General features: G+C 61.5%; 17 protein-coding genes and 1 pseudogene. 10 read left to right on the top strand and 8 right to left on the bottom strand.

What is annotated here, in order from left to right; translation table 11 throughout:
• Positions 1–144: 144 nt before the first annotated feature.
• A complete protein-coding gene (locus PCS43_RS00820; RefSeq protein ID WP_058038790.1) occupies positions 145–2718 on the top strand; it encodes a bifunctional lysylphosphatidylglycerol flippase/synthetase MprF in 2574 nt (857 codons plus the stop codon).
• A gap of 10 nt (positions 2719–2728) precedes the next feature.
• Here the strand turns inward: PCS43_RS00820 and PCS43_RS00815 are convergent, their stop codons facing one another.
• Genes PCS43_RS00815 through PCS43_RS00805 form a run of 3 tightly spaced genes read right to left on the bottom strand, consistent with a single transcriptional unit; the run spans position 2729 to position 6125 of the window.
• The gene (locus PCS43_RS00815; protein WP_003945031.1) at positions 2729–3580 is read right to left on the bottom strand and encodes an ABC transporter ATP-binding protein; all 852 of its coding nucleotides are present in this window, start codon (positions 3578–3580) and stop codon (positions 2729–2731) included.
• Positions 3577–4668, bottom strand: coding sequence for a FecCD family ABC transporter permease (locus PCS43_RS00810; RefSeq protein WP_019748452.1), 1092 nt, complete (start codon positions 4666–4668; stop codon positions 3577–3579). Before PCS43_RS00810 ends, PCS43_RS00815 begins: the two co-directional genes overlap by 4 nt.
• A complete protein-coding gene (locus PCS43_RS00805; RefSeq protein ID WP_073512408.1) occupies positions 4665–6125 on the bottom strand; it encodes a FecCD family ABC transporter permease in 1461 nt (486 codons plus the stop codon). Before PCS43_RS00805 ends, PCS43_RS00810 begins: the two co-directional genes overlap by 4 nt.
• 202 nt (positions 6126–6327) lie before the next feature.
• Here PCS43_RS00805 and PCS43_RS00800 point away from each other — a divergent pair, with 202 nt between their 5' ends.
• Positions 6328–7110, top strand: a complete 783-nt coding sequence (locus PCS43_RS00800; RefSeq protein WP_003944809.1) for a hypothetical protein — start codon at positions 6328–6330, stop codon at positions 7108–7110.
• Between the two features lie 236 nt (positions 7111–7346).
• Complete coding sequence (locus tag PCS43_RS00795; RefSeq protein ID WP_003945020.1) at positions 7347–7775, top strand: PaaI family thioesterase; 429 nt, start codon at positions 7347–7349, stop codon at positions 7773–7775.
• Positions 7776–7858: 83 nt separating this feature from the next.
• Here PCS43_RS00795 and PCS43_RS00790 read toward each other — a convergent pair whose 3' ends face one another.
• Positions 7859–9274, bottom strand: coding sequence for an NAD(P)/FAD-dependent oxidoreductase (locus PCS43_RS00790; protein ID WP_003944885.1), 1416 nt, complete (start codon positions 9272–9274; stop codon positions 7859–7861).
• A gap of 411 nt (positions 9275–9685) precedes the next feature.
• Here PCS43_RS00790 and PCS43_RS00785 point away from each other — a divergent pair, with 411 nt between their 5' ends.
• Positions 9686–10483 (top strand): ArsR/SmtB family transcription factor, encoded by a 798-nt coding sequence (locus PCS43_RS00785; protein ID WP_209908658.1) that lies wholly within the window; start codon positions 9686–9688, stop codon positions 10481–10483.
• A 451-nt stretch (positions 10484–10934) separates the two neighbouring features.
• Here PCS43_RS00785 and PCS43_RS00780 read toward each other — a convergent pair whose 3' ends face one another.
• On the bottom strand, positions 10935–11198 hold the full coding sequence (locus tag PCS43_RS00780) for a hypothetical protein (protein WP_209908661.1): 264 nt from the start codon (positions 11196–11198) through the stop codon (positions 10935–10937).
• Positions 11199–11250: 52 nt separating this feature from the next.
• Here PCS43_RS00780 and PCS43_RS00775 point away from each other — a divergent pair, with 52 nt between their 5' ends.
• The 5 genes from PCS43_RS00775 to galE are packed head-to-tail and all read left to right on the top strand — an operon-like array spanning position 11251 to position 16647.
• Positions 11251–13338 carry a glycosyltransferase gene (locus PCS43_RS00775; RefSeq protein ID WP_209908664.1) on the top strand — a complete coding sequence of 696 codons (2088 nt, stop codon included), beginning with the start codon at positions 11251–11253 and terminating at the stop codon, positions 13336–13338.
• A 46-nt stretch (positions 13339–13384) separates the two neighbouring features.
• Complete coding sequence (locus PCS43_RS00770) at positions 13385–13657, top strand: PqqD family protein (RefSeq protein ID WP_007732082.1); 273 nt, start codon at positions 13385–13387, stop codon at positions 13655–13657.
• 7 nt (positions 13658–13664) lie between these two features.
• Positions 13665–14543 carry a hypothetical protein gene (locus PCS43_RS00765; RefSeq protein ID WP_233405701.1) on the top strand — a complete coding sequence of 293 codons (879 nt, stop codon included), beginning with the start codon at positions 13665–13667 and terminating at the stop codon, positions 14541–14543.
• Positions 14522–15652, top strand: a complete 1131-nt coding sequence (locus tag PCS43_RS00760) for a nucleotidyltransferase family protein (protein WP_209908667.1) — start codon at positions 14522–14524, stop codon at positions 15650–15652. Before PCS43_RS00765 ends, PCS43_RS00760 begins: the two co-directional genes overlap by 22 nt.
• Positions 15649–16647 (top strand): UDP-glucose 4-epimerase GalE, encoded by a 999-nt coding sequence (gene galE / locus PCS43_RS00755; RefSeq protein ID WP_125051071.1) that lies wholly within the window; start codon positions 15649–15651, stop codon positions 16645–16647. The genes PCS43_RS00760 and galE overlap by 4 nt, the downstream gene beginning before the upstream one ends.
• A 7-nt stretch (positions 16648–16654) precedes the next feature.
• Here the strand turns inward: galE and PCS43_RS33405 are convergent.
• A pseudogene (locus PCS43_RS33405) lies at positions 16655–17550 on the bottom strand (hypothetical protein).
• Positions 17551–18155: 605 nt separating this feature from the next.
• Between PCS43_RS33405 and PCS43_RS00740 the strand changes: the two are divergent.
• Positions 18156–19205, top strand: coding sequence for a GGDEF domain-containing protein (locus PCS43_RS00740; protein WP_231915093.1), 1050 nt, complete (start codon positions 18156–18158; stop codon positions 19203–19205).
• Here the strand turns inward: PCS43_RS00740 and PCS43_RS00735 are convergent.
• Entirely contained in the window at positions 19194–19667 is a 474-nt protein-coding gene (locus PCS43_RS00735; protein WP_003945009.1) for a DUF5709 domain-containing protein, read from the bottom strand. The two genes, PCS43_RS00740 and PCS43_RS00735, sit on opposite strands and share 12 nt — an antisense overlap.
• 73 nt (positions 19668–19740) lie before the next feature.
• The gene (locus PCS43_RS00730; RefSeq protein ID WP_054827626.1) at positions 19741–20916 is read right to left on the bottom strand and encodes a lipase family protein; all 1176 of its coding nucleotides are present in this window, start codon (positions 20914–20916) and stop codon (positions 19741–19743) included.
• Between the last annotated feature and the right edge of the window lie 70 nt (positions 20917–20986).

The following is a 20986-nucleotide window of genomic DNA, read 5'->3' as shown; positions in this document are numbered from 1 at the left end:
AGTAACCACCTCGGTGGGGGTGTGGTATTGGCCATAGTGATCTGCGTGACGGTTACGGTGGTGTGAGACGACGGAATTCCCGACAATGACGATGCCCGATAATTGCAAGCCAACAGTCGATCCGCAGAAAGTAGCCGCACGTAGATGACGATCGACAGTTCGCCGGGCACCGAAGAATCGACATCACGGGCGCGGGTAGTCACGCAGAAAGCTGTCGGCATCATCCGTTTCGGCATTCGCGACGCACCGTTGACGGTCGTTCTACTTCTCACCATGTGGATCGTGGGTGCCGCAACCGGCAGCCTCGTTCACGGACCGTCCCGCGATCTCGAGCACACGATCGGTGCCGGAATGGGCTCGATCCAGCACGGCCGCATCTGGACTCCGCTCACGTCCGTGCTGTGGGCAGGAAACCTGCTCGGGTACCTCGGCGCGACAGTGCTCCTGATCGCAGTCGCCGCACCCCTCGAACGCCGAATGGGAACGATCAAGCTTGCGATCGCCGGCGCAAGCACTCAAATCTTGGGAGTCCTGCTCGGGCTCGGCTGGGCGTCGTTTGCGAAGGTGTTCGATTCCAGTTGGGGATTCCGCCTCCACGTGGGCTCCGCGGTCGGAGCCAGTGCATGGATCGTCGGCGCTGCGATGGCCGCCAGCTCGAACATGGGCACCCTGTGGCGCCGTCGCATTCGCGTCGGAACTTTGGCGTTGACGATCACTTTGGCCTTGTTCAGTGGTCAGCTGCAAGACGTCATCCGATTCTTTGCCGCTGTGGTGGGTTTGGTGATCGGTCAGTGGATCGTCGGACGATCGGCGCGCGGTGAGCGCATCGCCGGGACACAGCGAGAGGGTCGCGTCCTGGTCGCCATCGTCGTCGCGGCGAGTGCGATCGGCCCGATGATCGCCGCATTGTCCCCGCAGGCGGTCGGCCCACTCGCGGTCCTCCGTGACCTCTTCCGCGGAGTTCCCTGGACTGTCGCCGAGGTTCGAGAACTGTGCGAGGAGTCCTCGTCGGATCCGGACTGCCGACGAGGACTCCTCGAGCTCAGACTCTCCGGTATCGGCCCGACTCTGCTCTCGCTGATGCCGTCGATCTTCGTTCTCGTGTTGAGTGACGGGCTCCGTCGTGGCCGCAGATTCGCCTGGATTGCGACAGTGTGTGCTCAGGTAGTCCTACTCGTCCTCTCGATCGGGAACTTCGTCATCAGGTTCGTCGACGCCGTCGACAGTGACAGCTTGTTCTACGGAATCAGCGATCCGAACGTGTACCGAACTCTGGTGCCGTTCCTGACACCGCTCTTCGTACTGATCCTGCTGATCGCGACACGTCGATACTTCGACGTCGCGGCCCCGGCCAAGACATACCGACGTCTCGGTGCTGCGATCGTGACCTTGCTCGCGGTCCTCGCCGTGATCTACGTCGGCGGCGGAATGCTCGCCAGGCACGGGTTCGATCGCGAGCCCACCGTAACGATGTTGCTCGCGGACTTCCCTCAGCGCCTTGTACCGCCTGTGTACCTGCAGTTGATCGATCCGCGTCTGCTTCCCGTGGACATCGAGTCGACGTTGCTCTTCGAGTGGACCGGCGTCGTGTTCTGGGGCGTCGCCGCCGTGTTGGTGTTCGTGAGTTTCCTCAAGCCGGTCAAGACCGCCGATCCCAAAGCCGCCGAACGAGCGCGATCCATGTTGATCGCCGGTACCGGCAGCCCGTTGTCCTGGATGACGACGTGGAAGGGAAACACATACTGGTTCAGCGCGGACGGTTCGAGTTACGTCGCGTATCGCGTCATCGCCGGTGTTGCTCTCACAACCGGTGATCCGGTCGGTCCTCCAGATCGCATGCGCACGGCGATCGAGGAGTTTGCCGAGTTCGCGTCGTCGAACGGTTGGATTCCCTGCTTCTATTCAGTGACCGACGACGCCCGAAGCATCACTGATTCCATGGGCTGGAGCGGCCTGCAGGTCGCCGAGGAAACCGTGCTCGACCTCGGACAGGTCGCGTTCACAGGAAAGCGGTTCCAGGATGTGCGAACAGCACTGAACCGGGCGAAGAAGTCCGGGATCACGGCAGAGTGGATTTCCTTCCCTCATGCACCTCTCGCGATCAAGGATCAGATAGTTGCGATCTCGGAGGAATGGGTGGCGGACAAGGGGATGCCCGAGATGGGATTCACCCTCGGCGGACTCGACGAGGTCGACGACGAACAAGTGCGGTGCCTGATCGCCGTCGACGAGGATCGCACCGTGCACGGTGTCACGTCGTGGCTACCGGTGTACCGCGACGGCAAAGTCGTCGGGTGGACACTCGACTTCATGAGGCGACGCTCCGAAGGATTCCGTCCCGCGATGGAGTTCCTCATCGCCTCCGCTGCACTGAAATTGGAGGAGGAGGGCGTCGAGTTCCTCAGTCTGTCCGGTGCACCGTTGGCAACAATCGCCGGTGACTCCGAGAGGAATGCGAACGAACCGGAGGCCACGACTTTCTCGGCGATGATGGACAGCGTGCTCGACCTACTCGGTCGCACCCTGGAACCGGTGTACGGATTTCGTTCGCTGTTGGCCTTCAAATCGAAGTTCCAGCCTCGGTACGTGCCGATGCACATGACCTTCGCCGATCCAGCCGCGTTGCCGAGCATCGGGAACGCGGTCGGACGGGCGTACCTGCCAACCGTGACGATCGGTCAGGGATTCAAACTTGTTCGGACGATTCTGGGTCGCTGATTCGCGATCGTCACGCAGGCTTTGCCGGCCCGCCGACGGCGCCGAACACGTGCCGGGTTCCGATCGGAACGATCAGCGGCCGATCCGAGACGGGATCGTCGATGACCGCAGCTTCGAGACCGAACACCTCGAGCAGAAGTTCCGCGGAAATGATGTCCTTGGGGACACCAGAAGCGACGACGGCGCCGTCGCGCATCACGATCAGATGATCGCTGTATCTGACCGCGAGATTGAGGTCGTGCAGCACCATCACCACGGTGCGCCCCATTTCCTCGTGGAGTTGATCCACCAGGTCGAGGACTTCCATCGAGTGCGCGAGGTCCAGATAGGTAGTCGGTTCGTCGAGAAGCAGAATGTCGGTTCCCTGGGCGAGAGCCATCGAGATCCAGGCTCGCTGGCGCTGACCGCCGGACAATTGATCGACGGGTCGATCGGCGAGATCCGAGACACCGGTCAGCTCCAGCGCTTCGGCGACCTCGCCCTCGTCGTCCGCGGACCACTGCCTGATCCACGACTGGTGCGGGTGGCGCCCACGTGAGACCAGATCGGCGACGGTGAGTCCTTCGGGCGCAACTGGAGTCTGGGGGAGCATTCCGAGCACCCGTGCGACTTCCTTGGTCTTCATCGAACTGATCGCCTTGCCGTCCAGGACAACCGATCCGCCCTTGGGCTTGAGCAGACGACCGAGCGCACGCAGGAGCGTCGACTTGCCGCAACCGTTGGGGCCGATGACCGTCGTGATCACGCCGGTAGGGATCTCGAGATCGAGTCCGTCGACGATGATGCGGTCCCCGTACCCGAGCGTCAGGTTCTTGGCGACGAGACGCGAAGGAGTATCGGTGGACTGGGCGATGGTGGTCATGCTGTGACCTTCCGATTGTTACGAACCAACAGGTAGAGCAGGAACGGACCACCAAGTGCGGAAGTCACGATTCCGACGGGGAGTTCCACAGGCAGAATTGTTCGAGCGATGACGTCGCTGCCGACCACCAGTACAGCACCGGTCAGCGCGGACGCCACGATGGGCGGGCCGGCAGAGCGCACCAGACGCATAGCGACCTGTGGCGCAGCCAGGGCGACAAAGCCGACCGGACCTGCTGCGGCGGTTGCGATGGCGGCCAGCGCCACGGCGGAGAGCAACAGTTTGGCCTGCGATGATTGCAAGCGAACACCGAGAGAGGTGGCGTTGTCGTCGCCCAACCGCAGCGCTCCCATGGTGAACGAAGCGATCACCGCGTAGCCGCCGACTACCGCGACAGCGATGGCTACCGGCCACATCTGATTCCAGGTGGCACCGTTGAGCGAACCGTTGAGCCACACCTGTGCGCGGGAAGCATCGTTGATGTCCGCCGAGATGAGAAGCCATCCCGTCGCTGCCACGAGCATGGCGTTGATGCCGATGCCGATCAGGATGAGGCGGAATCCCTCGACGCCTTTTCGCCATGCCAGGGCGTAGATCACCACAGCTGTCAGCAGACCGCCACACAGTGCAGCCAACGGAATCCCCAGTGTGGCAAGCAGTCCCACGAATGACCCGCCGCCGCCGAGCACGATGAGAGCAACCGCGGCAGCACTCGATCCGGCCGTGATTCCGAGGATGTCGGGGCTGGCGAGGGCGTTGCGAGCGATCGTCTGGGTGACCGCACCGGCAATGCCGAGTGCCATACCGATGAAGAGTGCGGTGAGCGATCGAGGAAGTCGGAGGTCGAAGACGATCAGGTTCTGTGTCTTGCTTCCATTACCGAGCAGGACGGAAATGACATCGGGGATCGAGATCGGATAGTCGCCGCGTCCGATGTTGATGCAGAGCAGAAGGAACAGCGCAACTGCGAGGGCAATGCTCACCGACACCGCGAGTGGGCGGTAGACCAGCGAGAATCCACCGAGGCGGATCGACTTACGTGAGGGGACGGTCCGGGGGAGTACCCGGAGTTCCTGCTTGAGCGTCACAGACTTGCCAACTTCCTGCGGCGTACGAGAGCGATGAAGAACGGGGCGCCGAACAGGGCCAGGATGATGCCGACCTGCAACTCGCCGGGGCGCACGACTACGCGGCCGATGATGTCCGCGGTGATCAACATGACCGCGCCGAGCAAGCCCGCGTACGGGACCAGCCAGCGGTAGTCGGGTCCGGTGATGGCCCGGGCCACGTGGGGGACCACCAATCCGATGAACGCGATAGGTCCACACGCTGCGGTCGCGGCGCCGGTCAGCAGGGTGATCGCGATGATGCCGAGTGTGCGACTGAACGCGATGTTCGTTCCCAACGCTTTTGCGACGTCTTCACCCAGGCTGAGGACATTGAGACCAGGTGTACTCGCCAGGGCGATGACCAACCCGAGTATCAGGAAGGGGAGGACCTGCCAGAGAACGTCGAACCCGCGACCGGACACCGACCCGACTACCCAGAAACGGTAGGCGTCCAGGCTCGTCTGGTCGAGGATTATCACGGCGTTGGTCATGGCTTGCAGGAAGAACGCGACGGCCGCGCCCGCCAGAGCCAGACTCAGAGGACTTGCGCCGCCGTTTCCGATGGAGGACAAGCCGAAGACGACGATGCTGGCGACGAACGATCCTGCAAACGCGAACCAGAGGTACTGACTCGGGGCGGTGAAACCGAAGAGATAGATCGCCATGACTACGAAGAAAGCCGCGCCGGCGTTGAGGCCGAGTAATCCGGCATCTGCCAACGGGTTACGGGTGTGTCCCTGAATCAGGGCGCCGGCGATACCGAGTGCGATGCCGACGACAAGACCCAGGATGGTCCGCGGAGCGCGCAACGTTCGCACGATGATGTCCGTCTGGGTGCCGTCCGAACTGAAGATGGCGTGGAAGATCTCGGCAAACGTCAGCGGACGTGCGCCCACCGCGATGCTCGCGAGCATGACGAGCGCGAGAAGAACCGTGAGCACCGCGAGACCGATCAGCCGGCGTCGACGAGTTGCCCCGACGCTGTTGTCGCGCGCGAGTTCCTCGAACCCTTCTTCGCGCGCCGTGCTTTCACGGACCACCTCGATACCGGTTCGATCGAACGGCCTGCGCAGAGCTCGGCGAACACCGATGGGCTGCTTTGTCTTCGCGTCACGCGTGACCAGACCTACCCATCCCTTTCCCGAGGTCCGGCCTGTGGCACCTTCGCGGAATCCCAGGTTCCACACGAGGAGACCAACGGCAATGGCTATTGCCGTCCCACCGAATACTGCGCGGTCGGCTTCGCCGCCACCGTTCTCGTCTCGGAGCGACTGAACGACGTACCAGCCGACGAGCAACGGAAGCAGGAACACCCCCGCGTCGAAAATCCCAGCTAGAACACGCATTCGGACAGGAGCCGGGCCGCGCGGCACTATGCGCCGTCCGTACGTCTCGCTGGGTCCTCGGGGATGTCCGTTCCCGAGCGGTTTGATCATCGTCACTGGCGGTTCGAGCTCCTGGTCTTTGTGCGCAGGGAATTCGCATCTTAGGTTACGGAACCCTATGTGGGTGTGCTCCCTGCGGGGCAAGTTCCTGTGAATATGCGGTGCCCAGCGTCACAGTTCTTTACTCTTGAATTATGGTGAGGCTAACCTACATTAAGAACCACAAGACAACTTCGGCCGATTGGAGTGCACGGTGACAATCACCTTGACCACCCAGCATGCGGATGTTCGTGAATTCGAACTCCGGTCGAACGCATTGAGCCGCACCAGCGTTCGCCTACGAGCACTCAACCCTGACTACCCGCGCGTCTACGCGGTTGCCGCCATGTCAGGTGAAGGCAAACGGCGTTGGTGGCAGTTGAGTGAAGGCTTGTGCGGGGATCGGGTGCATCAGATGTTCGCCCGCTCGCTCCAGGATCTCGACAGTGCCGAAGCTGCGGCGATACAGGTCGCAACATCACTGATTCACGCTGTGGTCGGCAGGGTTGCCGCATCGATCGTCTCCGAAGGTGCCGCTTGGGATCCAGGCCTCGAGAACCTGTTCATCCACATGGACAGCGACGGCGGTATCGACTGGGCCGGGGTGATCGACGAAACTCTGCGCGTTGCGCCGAACGGACGGGAGTCCGGCAGTGACGGCGTCGTCGACATGCCGTGCGAAGAAGCGCTCCTCGTCTGGACCGCGCACCGTTGCCTGACCTCGCTACGGGCGATCTACGACGCCGTCTCCAGGTGTGCGCCCGTCGACCAGTTCAGATTCTGGGGCTTGGTAGGGGAGTCGATCCTAGGCGCAGCGGCATATGTCCCCATCTTGGCCGGCGGGGGCGAATCAGCCGCTCAGCGCCGCGGGCAGGGGCTGCTGGACGCTTTTGTCGCCGCCGGACTGCCCGTGCGTGCACGCCGTAAGGTCTCGCTGCGTCCTCGTTGGAACCAGTTCGACGAAGGGCTTGCTAAATTAGGTCAGCCTTGCCTATGATTGTGGAACACCGCGCGGAGAGCTACACCCCGCGAGAGTGACGAAACTGCCGGACCGCGCCGGAGTCCTGAGGGCTGCAGAGACTCCCGGTCCTTCCCACGGCGGGTTTCACATCGAATGATGTGAAACCCGCCGGTTCTTTTTCCAGACCTGATTCCAAGCTCGAGTTACCTCTCGTGTAATCAGGTAGGGAGTGGCAGCCACACCGGCGCCAGAGAATCACAGATGGAGATGGCATGGTCGACACTGCTGAGACCGCAGAGATGATGAAACGGCTCGGAACGGGCTTCGACGCCACCATCGGCCTGGAATACACCGAACTGAGCCCAGATCGCGTGCGGGCGCAATGGACCGTCAAGCCCACGCTGCACCAGCCCGCCGGGATTCAGCACGGGGGTGTGTACTGCTCGGTCGTGGAGTCACTCGCCAGCGTCGGTGGCACCGTGTGGCTGGGTGAGCGAGGACACGTGGTCGGAGTCAACAACAACACCGACTTCCTGCGCGCAACGCGGGAGGGCACTCTCACCGCTGAAGCCACCCCGATTCATCGCGGACGCACCCAGCAACTCTGGGAAGTTCGCATCACCGACGAGAACGACCGACTCGTTTCCAAGGGACAGGTTCGCCTCGCGAACATCACCGAGGTGGCGAAGATCGGAAACTGACAACACGGCAGTCGATCGAATGACGGAGGGCGGCTGTGGAGTTGAACTCCACAACCGCCCTCCGCCGGTCACTCAGGTGTTGATCAGCCGGCGGCCTTCTGCTGCTTGCCGGCAGCCTTCTTGGCTTCGCCATTCGAAGCGCTGCCGGACTCCGTCGCTTCCTTGTTCTTCTTCTCCAACTCGCCCATCGCGTTTCGCGCGAAGACCTGCTGCTCGGTGGACGCCATCTGAGCACGGCCACGCCCGAAGAACGTCACCGCCCACGACAAAAGCGTCGAGGCACGGGAACGGAATCCGACGAGGTAGAGGAGGTGAATTGCCAGCCAGGCAACCCACCCGATGAAGCCGCTGATCTCGAGCTTGCCCACCTTGGCTACCGCGCTGAAGCGCGAGATCGTTGCCATACTGCCCTTGTCGAAGTACTTGAACGGAACTCGTTCCGACGGGGACTTGCCGTCCAGTGACGCTTTGATCTGCTTGGCCGCGTACTTGCCACCCTGCATGGCAACCTGAGCCAATCCGGGCAGCTTGTCGAGCGACATCATGTCGCCGATGACAAAGACGTTGGGGTGCCCGGGCAGAGACAAGTCGGGATTGACCATGACGCGGCCGGCGCGGTCGGTTTCTCCGCCGCTCTGTTCTGCGAGCTGCTTGCCGAGGGGGCTGGCCTGCACGCCGGCGGACCACACCTTGCACTGCGACTCGATACGGCGAAGCGTGCCGTCCTTCTCCTTGATGATCAGACCGTCGTTGTCCACGTCGGTGACCATCGCGTCGAGCTGGATCTCGACGCCGAGCTTCTCGAGCGTCTCGGCAGCCTTGCGGCTGAGCTTCCCGCCGTACACGGGCAACACGGCAGGGGCGCCGTCGAGGAGCACGACGCGCGCTTCACGAGGATCGATCTTGCGGAACGCGCCGTCCAGCGTTCGACGGGAAAGCTCGGCGATCTGCCCGGCCAACTCCACGCCGGTGGGGCCGGCGCCGACAACGACGAAGGTGAGCAAGCGCGCACGCTCGGCGGGATCGTCCGACAGTTCGGCCTGTTCGAAGGCCCCAAGGATTCGTCCGCGCAGTTCGAGGGCGTCGTCGATCGTTTTCATTCCGGGGGCGAACTCCGCGAACTGGTCGTTGCCGAAGTACGACTGACCGGCACCGGCTGCCACGATCAGACTGTCGAACGGCGTAACAGTGACGCGTTCGAGCAGGCGCGAGGTCACGGTCTGATTCTCGAGATCAATGGTCTCGACCTCACCGAGCAGTACCTGTGCGTTCTTCTGCTTGCGCAGCACCAGTCTCGTGGCGGGAGCGATGTCACCGACCGAGAGGATGCCCGTCGCAACCTGATAGAGGAGCGGCTGAAACAGATGGTGGGTTGTACGCGCGATCATCGTGATGTCGGCATCGGCTTTTTTGAGAGCCTGAGTGCCGAACAATCCTCCGAAGCCGGAACCGATCACCACTACGCGGTGGCGGTGCGGTTCAACCGACTGGATGCTCATTCCGTACTCCTCGAGTTCTAGGCGACAGTCCTACGGTAGTCCCACCGCGGCCGAGCTTCTCTGCGAGCAGTCCGACGCGCGCCGGTGTGTCCGAATCGATCAAGCGGCCTCGAGGGTGATCACTCCCGAGGTGATCGGCTTGGCCGGACCCCGGGGTGATCACCACTTTGTCGAGGTGTCAGCTACTGGCGGACGGACAAGATGAACAGTGCGATGCACCCGCCGACGAAAACCAGGATCGACAGGGCCACCGAGGCATACCCGACACCCACTCCAATTGCTGCCCAGTCCATGTGCCCAACCTCTCTTACGGTGTAATCCGGGATTCAGATCACATCTGCCTAGAGACATCACACCTCATCCGTCCCAACTTTCGAAACCCGGCACGCCCAACCGTTGACATGCAAGTAAATGCTTGCATATTGTGAAGTTGTGAACGACCGGATGAATGCAGCCTTCAAAGCACTGGCCGATCCCACACGAAGGCTTCTCCTGGACCGCTTGTTCGTAGCCAACGGTCAGTCGCTCGGCGAGCTGTGCGACAGCCTCGACATGAGTCGGCAAGCTGTCACTCAACACCTCACCATGCTCGAGGACGCCAATCTGATCAGCACGGTCCGACAGGGGAGGGCGAAGCTTCACTATCTCAATCCCGTTGCGCTCGAGGAGATTCGAGAGCGGTGGATCAACAAGTTCGAGGTACCGCGCCTTCATGCGCTCAGTACCGTCAAAAAAATCGCGGAGGAAGCCATGACCGACAAGCCCAGTTTTGTGTACGTCACCTACATTGCGAGCACGGCGGACAACGTCTGGAAAGCGCTCACCGACGCACAGGCCACCGCAGAGTATTGGGGACACAGCAACGTCTCCGACTGGCAGCCGGGATCGACCTGGGAGCACCGCCGGATCGACGGTTCGAACATTGCCGATGTAGTCGGCACCGTAGTCGAGAGCAACCCTCCGTCGAGGTTGGTCACCACCTGGGCTGATCCGAACGGCGAACCGGGCGTCGACATCTCTCGGGTGAGTTTCGACATCGAAGCCTTCGGCGCGATCGTGCGACTGACCGTCAAGCACACCGATTTGGCGGACGAATCGGCTCGCAAGGAGGTGGCCGGTGGATGGTCGGCGGTGTTGTCGAACCTGAAGTCCTACCTCGAAACCGGAAGCACTCTTCCGGTGGCGCCGTGGGAGATGCCGGCCGGCTGACGGTGATGGAACAGGACAAACGTGCTCCCTGTGCTGGAGGGAATTGTCGTACTCCCGTCCGAATTGCCGGCCCAGTCCGGTCTCAACTTCGCATAAGAACCAAATTTCGGCGGGTTCAGTCTGTAAAGTTGCCGGAAGGATGCTAGCGTTTTGCCCGACATCGAGTGAGGACGACCTCGTCTCGGACGCATGGGAGAAACACTATGGGCGACGACGCTTTTCAGAATGTTCCGGTTGATCGACGCAAGTTCGTCAAGACAGTTCTAGCGGCCTCGGCGGTAACTGTGCCCGTCGTGACGTCGATCAGCCTCGGTGGTGCGGCGCCGGCCTTCGCAGCCGGAGACACGCCGAATCTCTCCGGAGCGCCAAGTCGTGGCCAGCAGAACCCGAATCAACCAGGCGGCGAACAACCAGGCGGGAATCAACCCGGTGGTAATACTCCGGGAGGGAATCAGCCGGGCGGAAACGAGCCGGGCAATCCCGGATCATCAGGAAGTTCGGGTAGTTCCGGGAGTTCGGGACCGTCCGGAAGTTCCACAGGTTCCGGATCAACCGGTAGCTCGTCAGGTTCGGGTGGAACGACGACCGCCAAACCCACCGGGCCGACAGCGCCGACGGAGCCGACCGTCCCGACTGTGCCAACCGTACCGACGGTGCCGACCACTCGCACCGAGCCGACCTTCCCGACCCCTCCGACCCAGCCGACAAATCCCACGGAACCTACGTAGCCGACACGACGCGACTGGTTCCGAGGGGGAACACCGACGATGACAGAGTTCGACGTCGCGCTACACCGCGCTCTGAAGAAGTTTCAGAGCGCGGGGTCAGTTCAGGTGAAGGAGACTCCGCCACACGGAGAACCGGCCGATCTGACTGTCGCGATCGCGACCTACGACGATTTCGACGGCGCGTACTTCACGATCCACTCGATCTTGGTCCATCATCGCGAGGTTCTGGACAGAGTCGAATTCGTCTTGTTGGACAACAACCCCGAGGGGTTGCCGGCGCCGATGCTCGAATCGTTTGCCGGTTACATCGATCGGTTCCGCTACATCCCGTTCACCGACGTTCGATCGACTGCGGTGCGGGACGTCCTGTTCCGCAAGGCCACCGGAAAGTATGTCCTTGTCCTCGACTCTCACGTGATCTTGGCACCGGGATCGTTGTCGGCGTTGCTGGCGTATTTCGATGCGGACCCGGAAACCGACGATCTGATCCAGGGACCGATGCTCTCCCAGGATTCCTCGCACATCGCGGCCACCCACATGGACCCCAAGTGGCGCAACGGGATGTTCGGCTCGTGGGGAGTTGATCCGCGAGCGAAGCAACACCCTGACGTGCCTTTCGAGATCGTCATGCAGGGCCTCGGCTCATTTGCCTGCAGGCGCGAGGCATGGCCGGGATTGAACTCGCACTTCACCGGATTCGGCGGTGAAGAGGGATACATCCACGAGAAGTTCCGGATCAACGGCGGAAAGGTCGTCTGCCTTCCGACATTTGGTTGGCACCATCGATTCGAGCGCCCGGCCGGTGTCCCGTATCGAATAAACTGGGAAGATCGTGTTCACAATTACCTGCTCGGTTGGAGTGAGGTCGGATGGGATCTCGACTCACTCCATCGTCAGTTCTCCAGGTACCTTGGTGATTCGTATCCCGAGATTCGTCGCCGTGCCGAGCTGAGCGTCCAGAGACCCGAGTTGGTCTTCGGTGGGGTGGTCGTTCTCAGCGACGACGGCAGAGTCGCTCCGTGGCGTTCATGCCTGGCGGAGGCCGAGTCGATCGAACTGACCGTTCACCGTGCCATTCCGGCGGAGGACGACGCTCCGGATGTGTGGAGGACTGCGTCTGCGTTCGTCGCCGGAATCGACAAGGCCATTCTGTTGGCGTGGAAATCGGTAGTTTTTCTGGACGAGATTCGCGTGATCGAACCCGCGGTTATGTACAAGCTACGGAACATCGTCGACGACCTCCCGGCCGAGGCCGATACGGCTGTCATCCACGCACACGGCGAAGATCTGGTCGGAGCTGCACTGATTGTTCGCGCGGCGACATACGGAACTTTGCGAGACGAACTCTCACGAAGGATCAACGGACCCGTGCCGTCCGACTTCTCACTGGCGGCTTATCTGCTCGAGCGAGGCGCAGTCGACGTTGTGCTCGATCGCCCACTGTCGCCTGTCCGAGTAGGGGGAGAACCCAACCCCGTTGTCGAGGATTCTGAGTCGGACCTCGGTGTTGCCGTCGTGAATCTCGATCTCGACATCGACAGATGGAAAGCGTCCTGGCATAGATTCATTCGCTTACCGCGCGTAACAGCGGTGGAAAGAGTGTCGGCTTTCGAGGACGCGATGAATCAGGACGCGGCCTTTGCCGTCTCGTGGCGTCGTGCGCTCGCTCGGGCGACTGAGAAGGGCTGGGATTCGGTCCTCATCGCTGCTGACGACGTCAGTTTGCTGGATGCCGCCGCATCGATCCTTGGCCATGCCCGCGAAGAGTTGGATCACGGCGATTGGGACGTCGTCCACCTCGGACACGACCCGAAATCGAGGGACGGAGCTCTGCTCGACGGTTCGGCACTCTTGCGCACCAGTCCTGAGAACCGTGGAGTCCACGCCGTTCTCGTACATTCGCGCGCCTTCGAGCGAATTCTCGATGAGATTGCGGATCCGGAGTCAGATTCCGAAGCATTCGGACAATGGGCGGGTCACTACCGAACTCTGGGCGACTACCTGGTGGATGCGAGTGCCGGGGGAGCGCTCACGTGCCTGACGCTGTCGCCCGGCATCGCCTCCACACGCAGCCTGATTCGTTCGGGCGCAATCGAATCCGAATACTCACGACGCTTCGCACTGTGAGACCACCACCAAAACGAAATCGGATTCGCTGAATCAAGGAGATATCTTGACCGAACTACTCGAAGGTGTGAGACCGCAACGCTCTCAGACGGTGGAGAGCAACGATCTCACCGACGGTGTTGTGCTGTACGACAGTTCCAGCGAGGTTGCCCATCACCTCAACCCGGTCGCGACGTTGGTGTGGGAACTGTGTGACGGCCGGACCGTCAGCGAAATTGTCCAGGCCGTGGCAGAAGTGCTCGAGATCCCTGACGACGAGGCGAAGTCGGTAGTCAACGAGACGTACGGACAGCTGAGCACCTCTCGTCTGCTGGTGTGAGAATTCCGTGACAGGCAACCACGTTCCACAATTCCGGGCGCATTACCTTTGGGTTGACGCGATTGTGCGCGGTTTCTGCATACCCGAGGTCGGTGTCGTCGAGCATCGGATTGCCAGCCCGTGGCCTGCGGACAACAACGTCGAAGTTCGGATTCAGCGGAATCGAGCGACATTCGGTCGCTGGGACGTCACCATCGAATCGACCATCGGCGGCAGCCATGAAACGCTGATCGGTCTGGACGGTCTCCAGCTCGCGGAGAGCGTGTACCGCACGGTGCACCGGGATGTCATGACGGCCGCGCACGCCCGACAGTGGACACGCCTGCACGCCGCTCTGGTCGACTGCAACGGTGTGAGAGTGGCGATCGCCGGGCATTCAGGGGCGGGCAAGACCACCTTGGCGCTCGCCCTTGCCTTACGGGGTGCACAACTGCGAGCTGACGAAGGCGTCTTCATTCGTGGTACCGAAGCTGTGGGCTTACCGCGGCGGGTTCACCTCAAAGCCGGTACGTTCGACGTCCTCCCGGAGATCAAAGCGCACGATTCGCTGTATCTTCCGTACGCCCCGCCGGTGTGGGCGTTGGACCCGTCGACCTTGCCTGCTGAACGAAACGTCAGCTCGGCGGTTCGCGGAATCGATCTGGTGCTGATCCTCGATGGATGGGGCGAGGCGCCGACTCGACTCGCTCCGATGCCCGTATCCCAAGCGATACAGTCGCTGGCCGGGCAATCCGCACTGTGGTCCGACAATCACGGAGTGACCCTGAGAAACATCGCTGCTCTACTCTCGAATGCCCCGTGCTACAGACTGATTCGACATCACGGCGATACCGGCGCCGACACGGTGGAGGAACTGGTGGCGTCATGCGTGACACCCGGTACCTGATTTCCATGTTGAAACCCGAGTGTGGGGCCGACGTCATCCGCTTGTGTTCGCAGCAGGATTGGCCCAGAGTCATCGACGCCGCTGTAAGGCACAAGGTATTGCCGCTGCTCGCCTCCCGAGCGGTCGAGGCCGGCTTCGCATCGGTCCTACCTGCGAGCTTCGCGGAAATGCTGTCGGAATCCTCGGCCACCGCATCGAGTCCGGAATTGACGCTGAGCCTTGTCCATCACCGAAACACCATAAGGATCTCGGACCTCGACGCGCAACGAGTGGAACTGCAAGAGTTGCTACACAGCAACGGATTTCCGACGGTTGCACTGAAGGGTGCCGCCCTTCTCGAGCGAAGAATCTGGCCGAACCCGGCAGCTCGACGGATGACGGACATCGACCTTTTGGTCGTCGACCCTGCACATGCCGTTCCGGCCAACGACGCGATCCTCGATTTCGGCTACCGAATGGTCCGCCCCGACGAAGTGGACTCCGACTCCATCGATCACGACGATCACCAGGAACCGGCACTCCTTCGCGACGACCGTCATGGCTCCGTCGAAATCCATTCGCACTTACTTCCGAGGTTCGCCCGTCACGCGCTGACCCGGGAGGCCGCGGTCCGAGGAATCAGCTCGGAGGCAGAAGGATCCCGCCTTGCGATGGCCGACGTGACGCTGCACGTCATCGCTCACGCGCGGCTTGCCGATCGGGCCTTGATTCGAGCCGATTTGTCGTTGAACAGTGTCTTCGACGTGGGGTACCTGCTCACTTCCGAACCGGAACTCGCTGTGACGCTCTCCAGACGCCAGTTGCCACGCGATGTCCGTCGGGCGGTGAACGTCCACTGGGCGGCGGTGGAATCGATCTTCGGCGTCAGTACCGGAATGACGACCATCCCGGCGCGTTGGTGGTGGCGATGGACGCTGTGGTTGGCGGATCGCCCACGCCTGCACTCGCTCTACCGCGATCTGGTCATGGTGCCGCTCTTTCTCGACCGTGATCGGCTTTCCATCCGGGACGGGCGCGACCTACGTGGATGGGACTTGGCCCGCTCACGCGTGTCCCACTTCGTCCGTCGTGCGAGGACTGCCGTCGAAGATGCCGGGGGAGCGGCGTGAAAGTACTGATCACGGGCGGAGCGGGATTCATCGGAAGCACCGTCGCGTCGAAGTGCGTCGACGCCGGGATCGATGTCGTGATTCTCGACAACCTGCTGACCGGCCGCGCCGAATTTGCGCACAGATTCCCGTTCTACTGCGGCGACATCGCGGACGAGAAACTGCTCGACAAAGTATTCGCAGATCATTCCGATATCGATGCGACAGTTCACTGTGCGGCCTTGATCGTGGTCGGAGATTCCGTGAGTAACCCGGCGCGGTACTACGAGAACAACGTATCCAAGTCGCTGACGCTGGTATCGAGTGTCCTTCGGAACGGGTGTGAGCGCTTCTTGTTCAGTTCCTCTGCGGCGGTGTATGCGCCGAGCGACGGTGGGTGTGTCGACGAACATTGGGGGATCGCACCGCAGAGTCCCTATGCGCACAGCAAGGCTCAGTTCGAAACGATGCTCGACGACATTGCGGCGGCCACTGAATTATCGGCGATATCTCTACGCTACTTCAACCCCGTCGGGGCAGATCCGGATCTGCGAAGTGGTACACCATCGGCACGCCCGACCCACGCACTCGGAAAGCTGTTCGAATCATATTCGACAGGAACGCCTTTCAGGGTTACGGGAACGGATTGGCCGACGCGCGACGGATCCGGAGTGCGTGATTACGTTCATGTCTGGGACCTTGCAGACGCTCATGTTCGAGCACTGGAAAGGTTCGACCGGGTCACCGCTGAATCATCACGCATGACTGTGGTCAATCTGGGCAGCGGGCGGGGGACGACCGTGTGGGAGCTGGTACACACATTCGAGAACGTGCTCGGCGAAGATATCGACGTGGTCGCTGCCGGCCGACGCACCGGTGACACTGCCGGCGCTTACGCATCGAACGATCGTGCGTTGCGACTACTCGGGTGGGTTCCGACATTCACCCTGGAACAGGGGATCGAGGACACCGCGCGGTGGCTGGCAGTGCGGCCGCACCTGCTCAACTCGGTGTAGCCGAACGTCAGCCCGTCGGGTCGTCGTCAACGGTGATGTTGTTGCTACGTAGCCAGAAGGTGGCGTCCGGATTCCACCCGGCGAGCACAGTGGCCCCCGCGTTGGCCGACAACGGGATCGCGACACCTGGCGTGGTCAGATAAGCCATCATGGTCAGGTGCACGGCGTCGTAATCCGCGGACACCGAAACCCAGTCCGGAATGAACCAGTCACGGTATTCACCGGTTGTGTCGTACCACACGGAGCGACGTGAAGCGGGCACTGGCAGGGGATAGGTATCGACCAGATTCGCCCAGTCCTGCGGACCGGTGATCTAGTAGATGCGGGGCGCGCCGTAGATCCTTACCGGCTGCACCCGCGCCTCGTTCGAGGAGCTGTCTTCTTCGAGAATCACCCCGAGGGCCCCGATACCGTCCCGGGCCCTGGTTGTTTCGGTTGTTCCGTTGGCAATAGGGGTAGACCACCATTCGCCTCCGATGTGACGGTCCGGATCTTCGATCTGGTATTCCAGAAACTGACGTTCGTTGTCGAGTGCCTCAGCACGCCACTGTTCGAGGCCGTCCTCTGCACGGTAAATCCGCAAGGGTAGGTCCGACCAGCCGTAAATAGGGTTTCGCTTTTCAACCAGATTCTGGTTCAGACGGTCGACCGGCTCGGTCCACCAGGCAGTGTGTGGCGAGTCGAGTAGTGCTTCGGCAATCGGTCGCAATGCCGCGATCACCTCAGGGCGGACGAAGATCAGATCTTCTTCGTCCGGCGGCTCCCAGTAGCGTGCAAAATCTACGGCATACGCAAGACAGTGCAGAATCTCGAGCTCGGATATTTCTGCTGGCATGCGTAACCGACGTTCGCACAGAAGCGACGGCCACGTGGTGAACCGAGGACGAGTGCAACGGAATCCATCTGGGTAAAAAGCTAGCGGACAAGCTGACGGGGGACGTTCGAATATCCATTACGTGACATAATGTAGATTATCGGCAAATTCTCGACCTGGCGATATCCGCCTCACGCCTGGTTCGTGCAACCTTCTTTGTTTCCGCCCACCCATGTCTGTCTGCCGGTACATTTGCCGGCTTTCCTGCGTTTCCGTCCGAGATCTGCGACAGGCTTGCACGACTCGACCATTGCAACTCCGCGATCGCCGGCTGAATTGCTGCCGATCACCGCCTGGCCTCGCCGGCGACTGCGGCGACGCCGCGCGACCTGGACGTCAGGAACGACCAATAAGTGCTCTGATGTGGATTGATGCCGATAAACACGTCTCACCGACTACCGGCTACCCCATCTCAATTCGTCACTGTGACGTATTATGGTCGACAGGCTGGAGGCGAGTTCAGTTTCATTGTCATCGCCACGGACTACTATCGCCGCATGTGTTGTATTCGACCGGCCGCTTCTCATGGTCAGTGGCCGCGATGAGCGACACACCCAAGGTCGTGCATCGCTGGCTCGCAGTGCCAGACCAGTTTGACCGATTCACGCGATTCTTGCGCGACAACGGAATTCTGATGCCGACTCGGATAGGCATCGGCGTATTGGTTTTCCTCCTGGGTATCACGATTCTGCTGAAGCGACTGGGCACTCATTCGGTACAGACCATCGGATTTCCGTTGGACGTCGTCGTCGCAGTGCTTGTGATGATCGGCGGAATTGCCCTGCCTGTCGTAGCGACCACCCGTGAAAGGTCGTATTTCTTCGTCGTTGCCGGGGACTTCGCTGTTGCGGTGATCGTGCTGGCCGAGGCGAATCCGGATCAGAGATTACTCGGATGTCTCGTCTTCGGGCTCGTCGGCTCGTACATAGCCTTCTTTCACAATCTTCGAACTCAGCTGTGGCACCTGCTGTTTTCCGGGGCGGTCATCGTTGTCGCCAGCATCGGCGTGTTCACCGATGTACCTTCTGGCCTTCCAGACGTCCTGGGGCGCATTGCCTTTGCCATTCCTGTCATCACTGTCATACCGGTGGTCACGCAGATTGCTCTGGCGCTTCTGAGCAACGACGCTCAAAGCTCAGAACTCGATCCGTTGACGGACCTGCTGAATCGGCGCGGACTCGCACGGCGGACTTCCGAACTACTGCAAGCGAAATCCAGCCTCGACCAGTCCTTGCTGGTCGTGGTGATCGACATCGACAATTTCAAACACTTCAACGACACCTACGGTCACGACGTCGGCGACCGAGTCATACTGCGCACGGCCTATCGACTACACGACTGGGCCAGATCGGACGCGGCGATAGCGCGCATCGGCGGTGACGAGTTCGTCGTCGTTCAGATGATGCCGTTGCCGTACGTCGGCGATCTACTGGCCCGGATCGCGCCCATCATGAACTCCCCTACAGGCGAACCAATCTCGACGACCAGCATCGGCATAGCCATCCACAACGGCGCCTGGCCGGACGTACACGCAGCAGAAAGTGGCGTTCACGATCTACATCGCCTCGCCGATTCGGCGATGTACGAAAGCAAGAGAATGGGTGGAAATCACGTCCACTCCATCGTTCTCACCGATCAACAGCTACAACAGCCACAACAGTCAGGCGGTCGTTCAGTCCTCTGAATCGTCGATCAGATGCATCGCGGCTTCCTCTGCCGACGCTGCGCCGCCGTCGATTCCGACGTCTCCGGCAATGAGTTCACTTTCCTCGTCCTCGTACCTGCCCTCGTCTTCGGCAACGAGACGCCCGACGCGACGGTTACCCACTTCGTCACCGTTCGGGAATTCTTCTTCCCGTTCGAATTCGTCGGCATCGGCGGGATCCTTCAAAGGATCTCCGAGCGACGCGTACGGATCGGGTTCTTCTTCGGCCAGGCGCTCGTCGAGGGTCTCCCCCGCTGATTCCTCGCTGCCGGTCAACCCGTGGGCATCAAGTCCCAGTGGGCGTTCCGGTGGTGAGATTCCCTCGTCGAGAATGTCGTCGACGCCTCGATCGATCAGAGTGTCTTCAGGTTGAAGCTGGTCGTCGGGATCGAGACTGTAGTCGCCATTGCCGGCCGCGCCGGTGTCATCCGTGTCGCTCATACGATCAACGATGCCACGGGCACACCGAGTTGGCCATGTGCCGCGCCTGCTCGATACGTCACTCCGGAGACATTCAGCACGAACGCGGGGCCGGCACTCCGTCGAATCGGTCCTGTAGGTACTCGAATGCGGTGGGCAGACCGAGGACCGCAGTGGTGAGGTGGTCCGGGCTGGGGAACAGTTGGGATTGAATCGTGGCTCCGGCGGCGCAGTACCGCGAAATCGTGTTGACCACCGAATCGATGGGGATCAGAACGTCGTCGGGTGTGTGCCATTCGAACACCGGGGCAGTCGGCACACCCGGATAGAGTTCGACGCTGTTGTCGTCCATCACTTTTCGCACTTCAGGGCTGGACAGCAAGGATGTCGACGTCGACACCTGAGAGGCACTGCGCCCGGCACCGACCCTGAGGATGTCGTTGGTGCACGCGTTGGTGAGTTCGGCCCGCATCGACCGTCCGAGGTCGTTGAGTTGGTTGCTCAGCGGCAGTAGGTCGGGATACTCGCGTTCGAGGCCCATTGCTGCGGCGAAGGCGAGGCCGAATGCCGGGTGCGGATCCTGTCCGAGGCCGTTTGCCATCTTGGACAGATTCATCGGGACGCCGCCCTCGGCTACACCGACAAGGTTGACCTCGGGTGCGTAGCTCGGGGCCAGTGCGGCCGCCCACGCGGTGGCCATGCCGCCGCCGGAGTAGCCGGCAATACCTACAGGGCTGGCGCCACTACGCAATTCGGGGACTTTCTGAACGGCGCGGATACCGTCGAGCGTGATCTGTCCGCCCAGGCGCGCGGCGCCGTACGCACTGTTGGGTCCGAGATGGTCGGGAAGGGCAATGGTCCATCCACGTTGCAGCGCGACGTTGAGGATGGGCGCTTCACGGATGACGATGTTGGGATCCGATGCGTAAAGCGCGCGAGATGGCGCACATCCCGTACCGAGTGCATTGACGATGTGCTGATACGAGAGCAACGGGCCGTCTTGTGCTTGATTCGGCGGGACCAGGATCGTGCTGACCGCGGCAATAGGCTTGTTCTCTGAGTTCGTGGACCTGTAACTGACCTGCCAGATCGCGACGCCGGGAAAGGTCATCAGGTCAGGGGCCCGGCGCACGGAGATCGGCGTGCCGGCGGTCCCCTCGGCAGCTGCTTGCGAGTAGAACGGGTCCGGGTCCGGTGCCGGATATGCGGGATCGGCCTGTGCAGTCCCCCCGGAGAGCAGTGCGGCAGTCAGTGCAGCGGCAGTCAGCATCGATCCGGTAAACACGCGTGTGGTTCGCAGTTTCAACGTTTTCCCCTCGTCCGGACCCACCCGGGGTCCA

The sequence above is a fragment of the Rhodococcus sp. C-2 genome (genome assembly GCF_027854095.1).
GTDB lineage: Bacteria > Actinomycetota > Actinomycetes > Mycobacteriales > Mycobacteriaceae > Rhodococcus_F > Rhodococcus_F qingshengii.
This window is presented reverse-complemented; position numbering and strand designations above follow the sequence as displayed.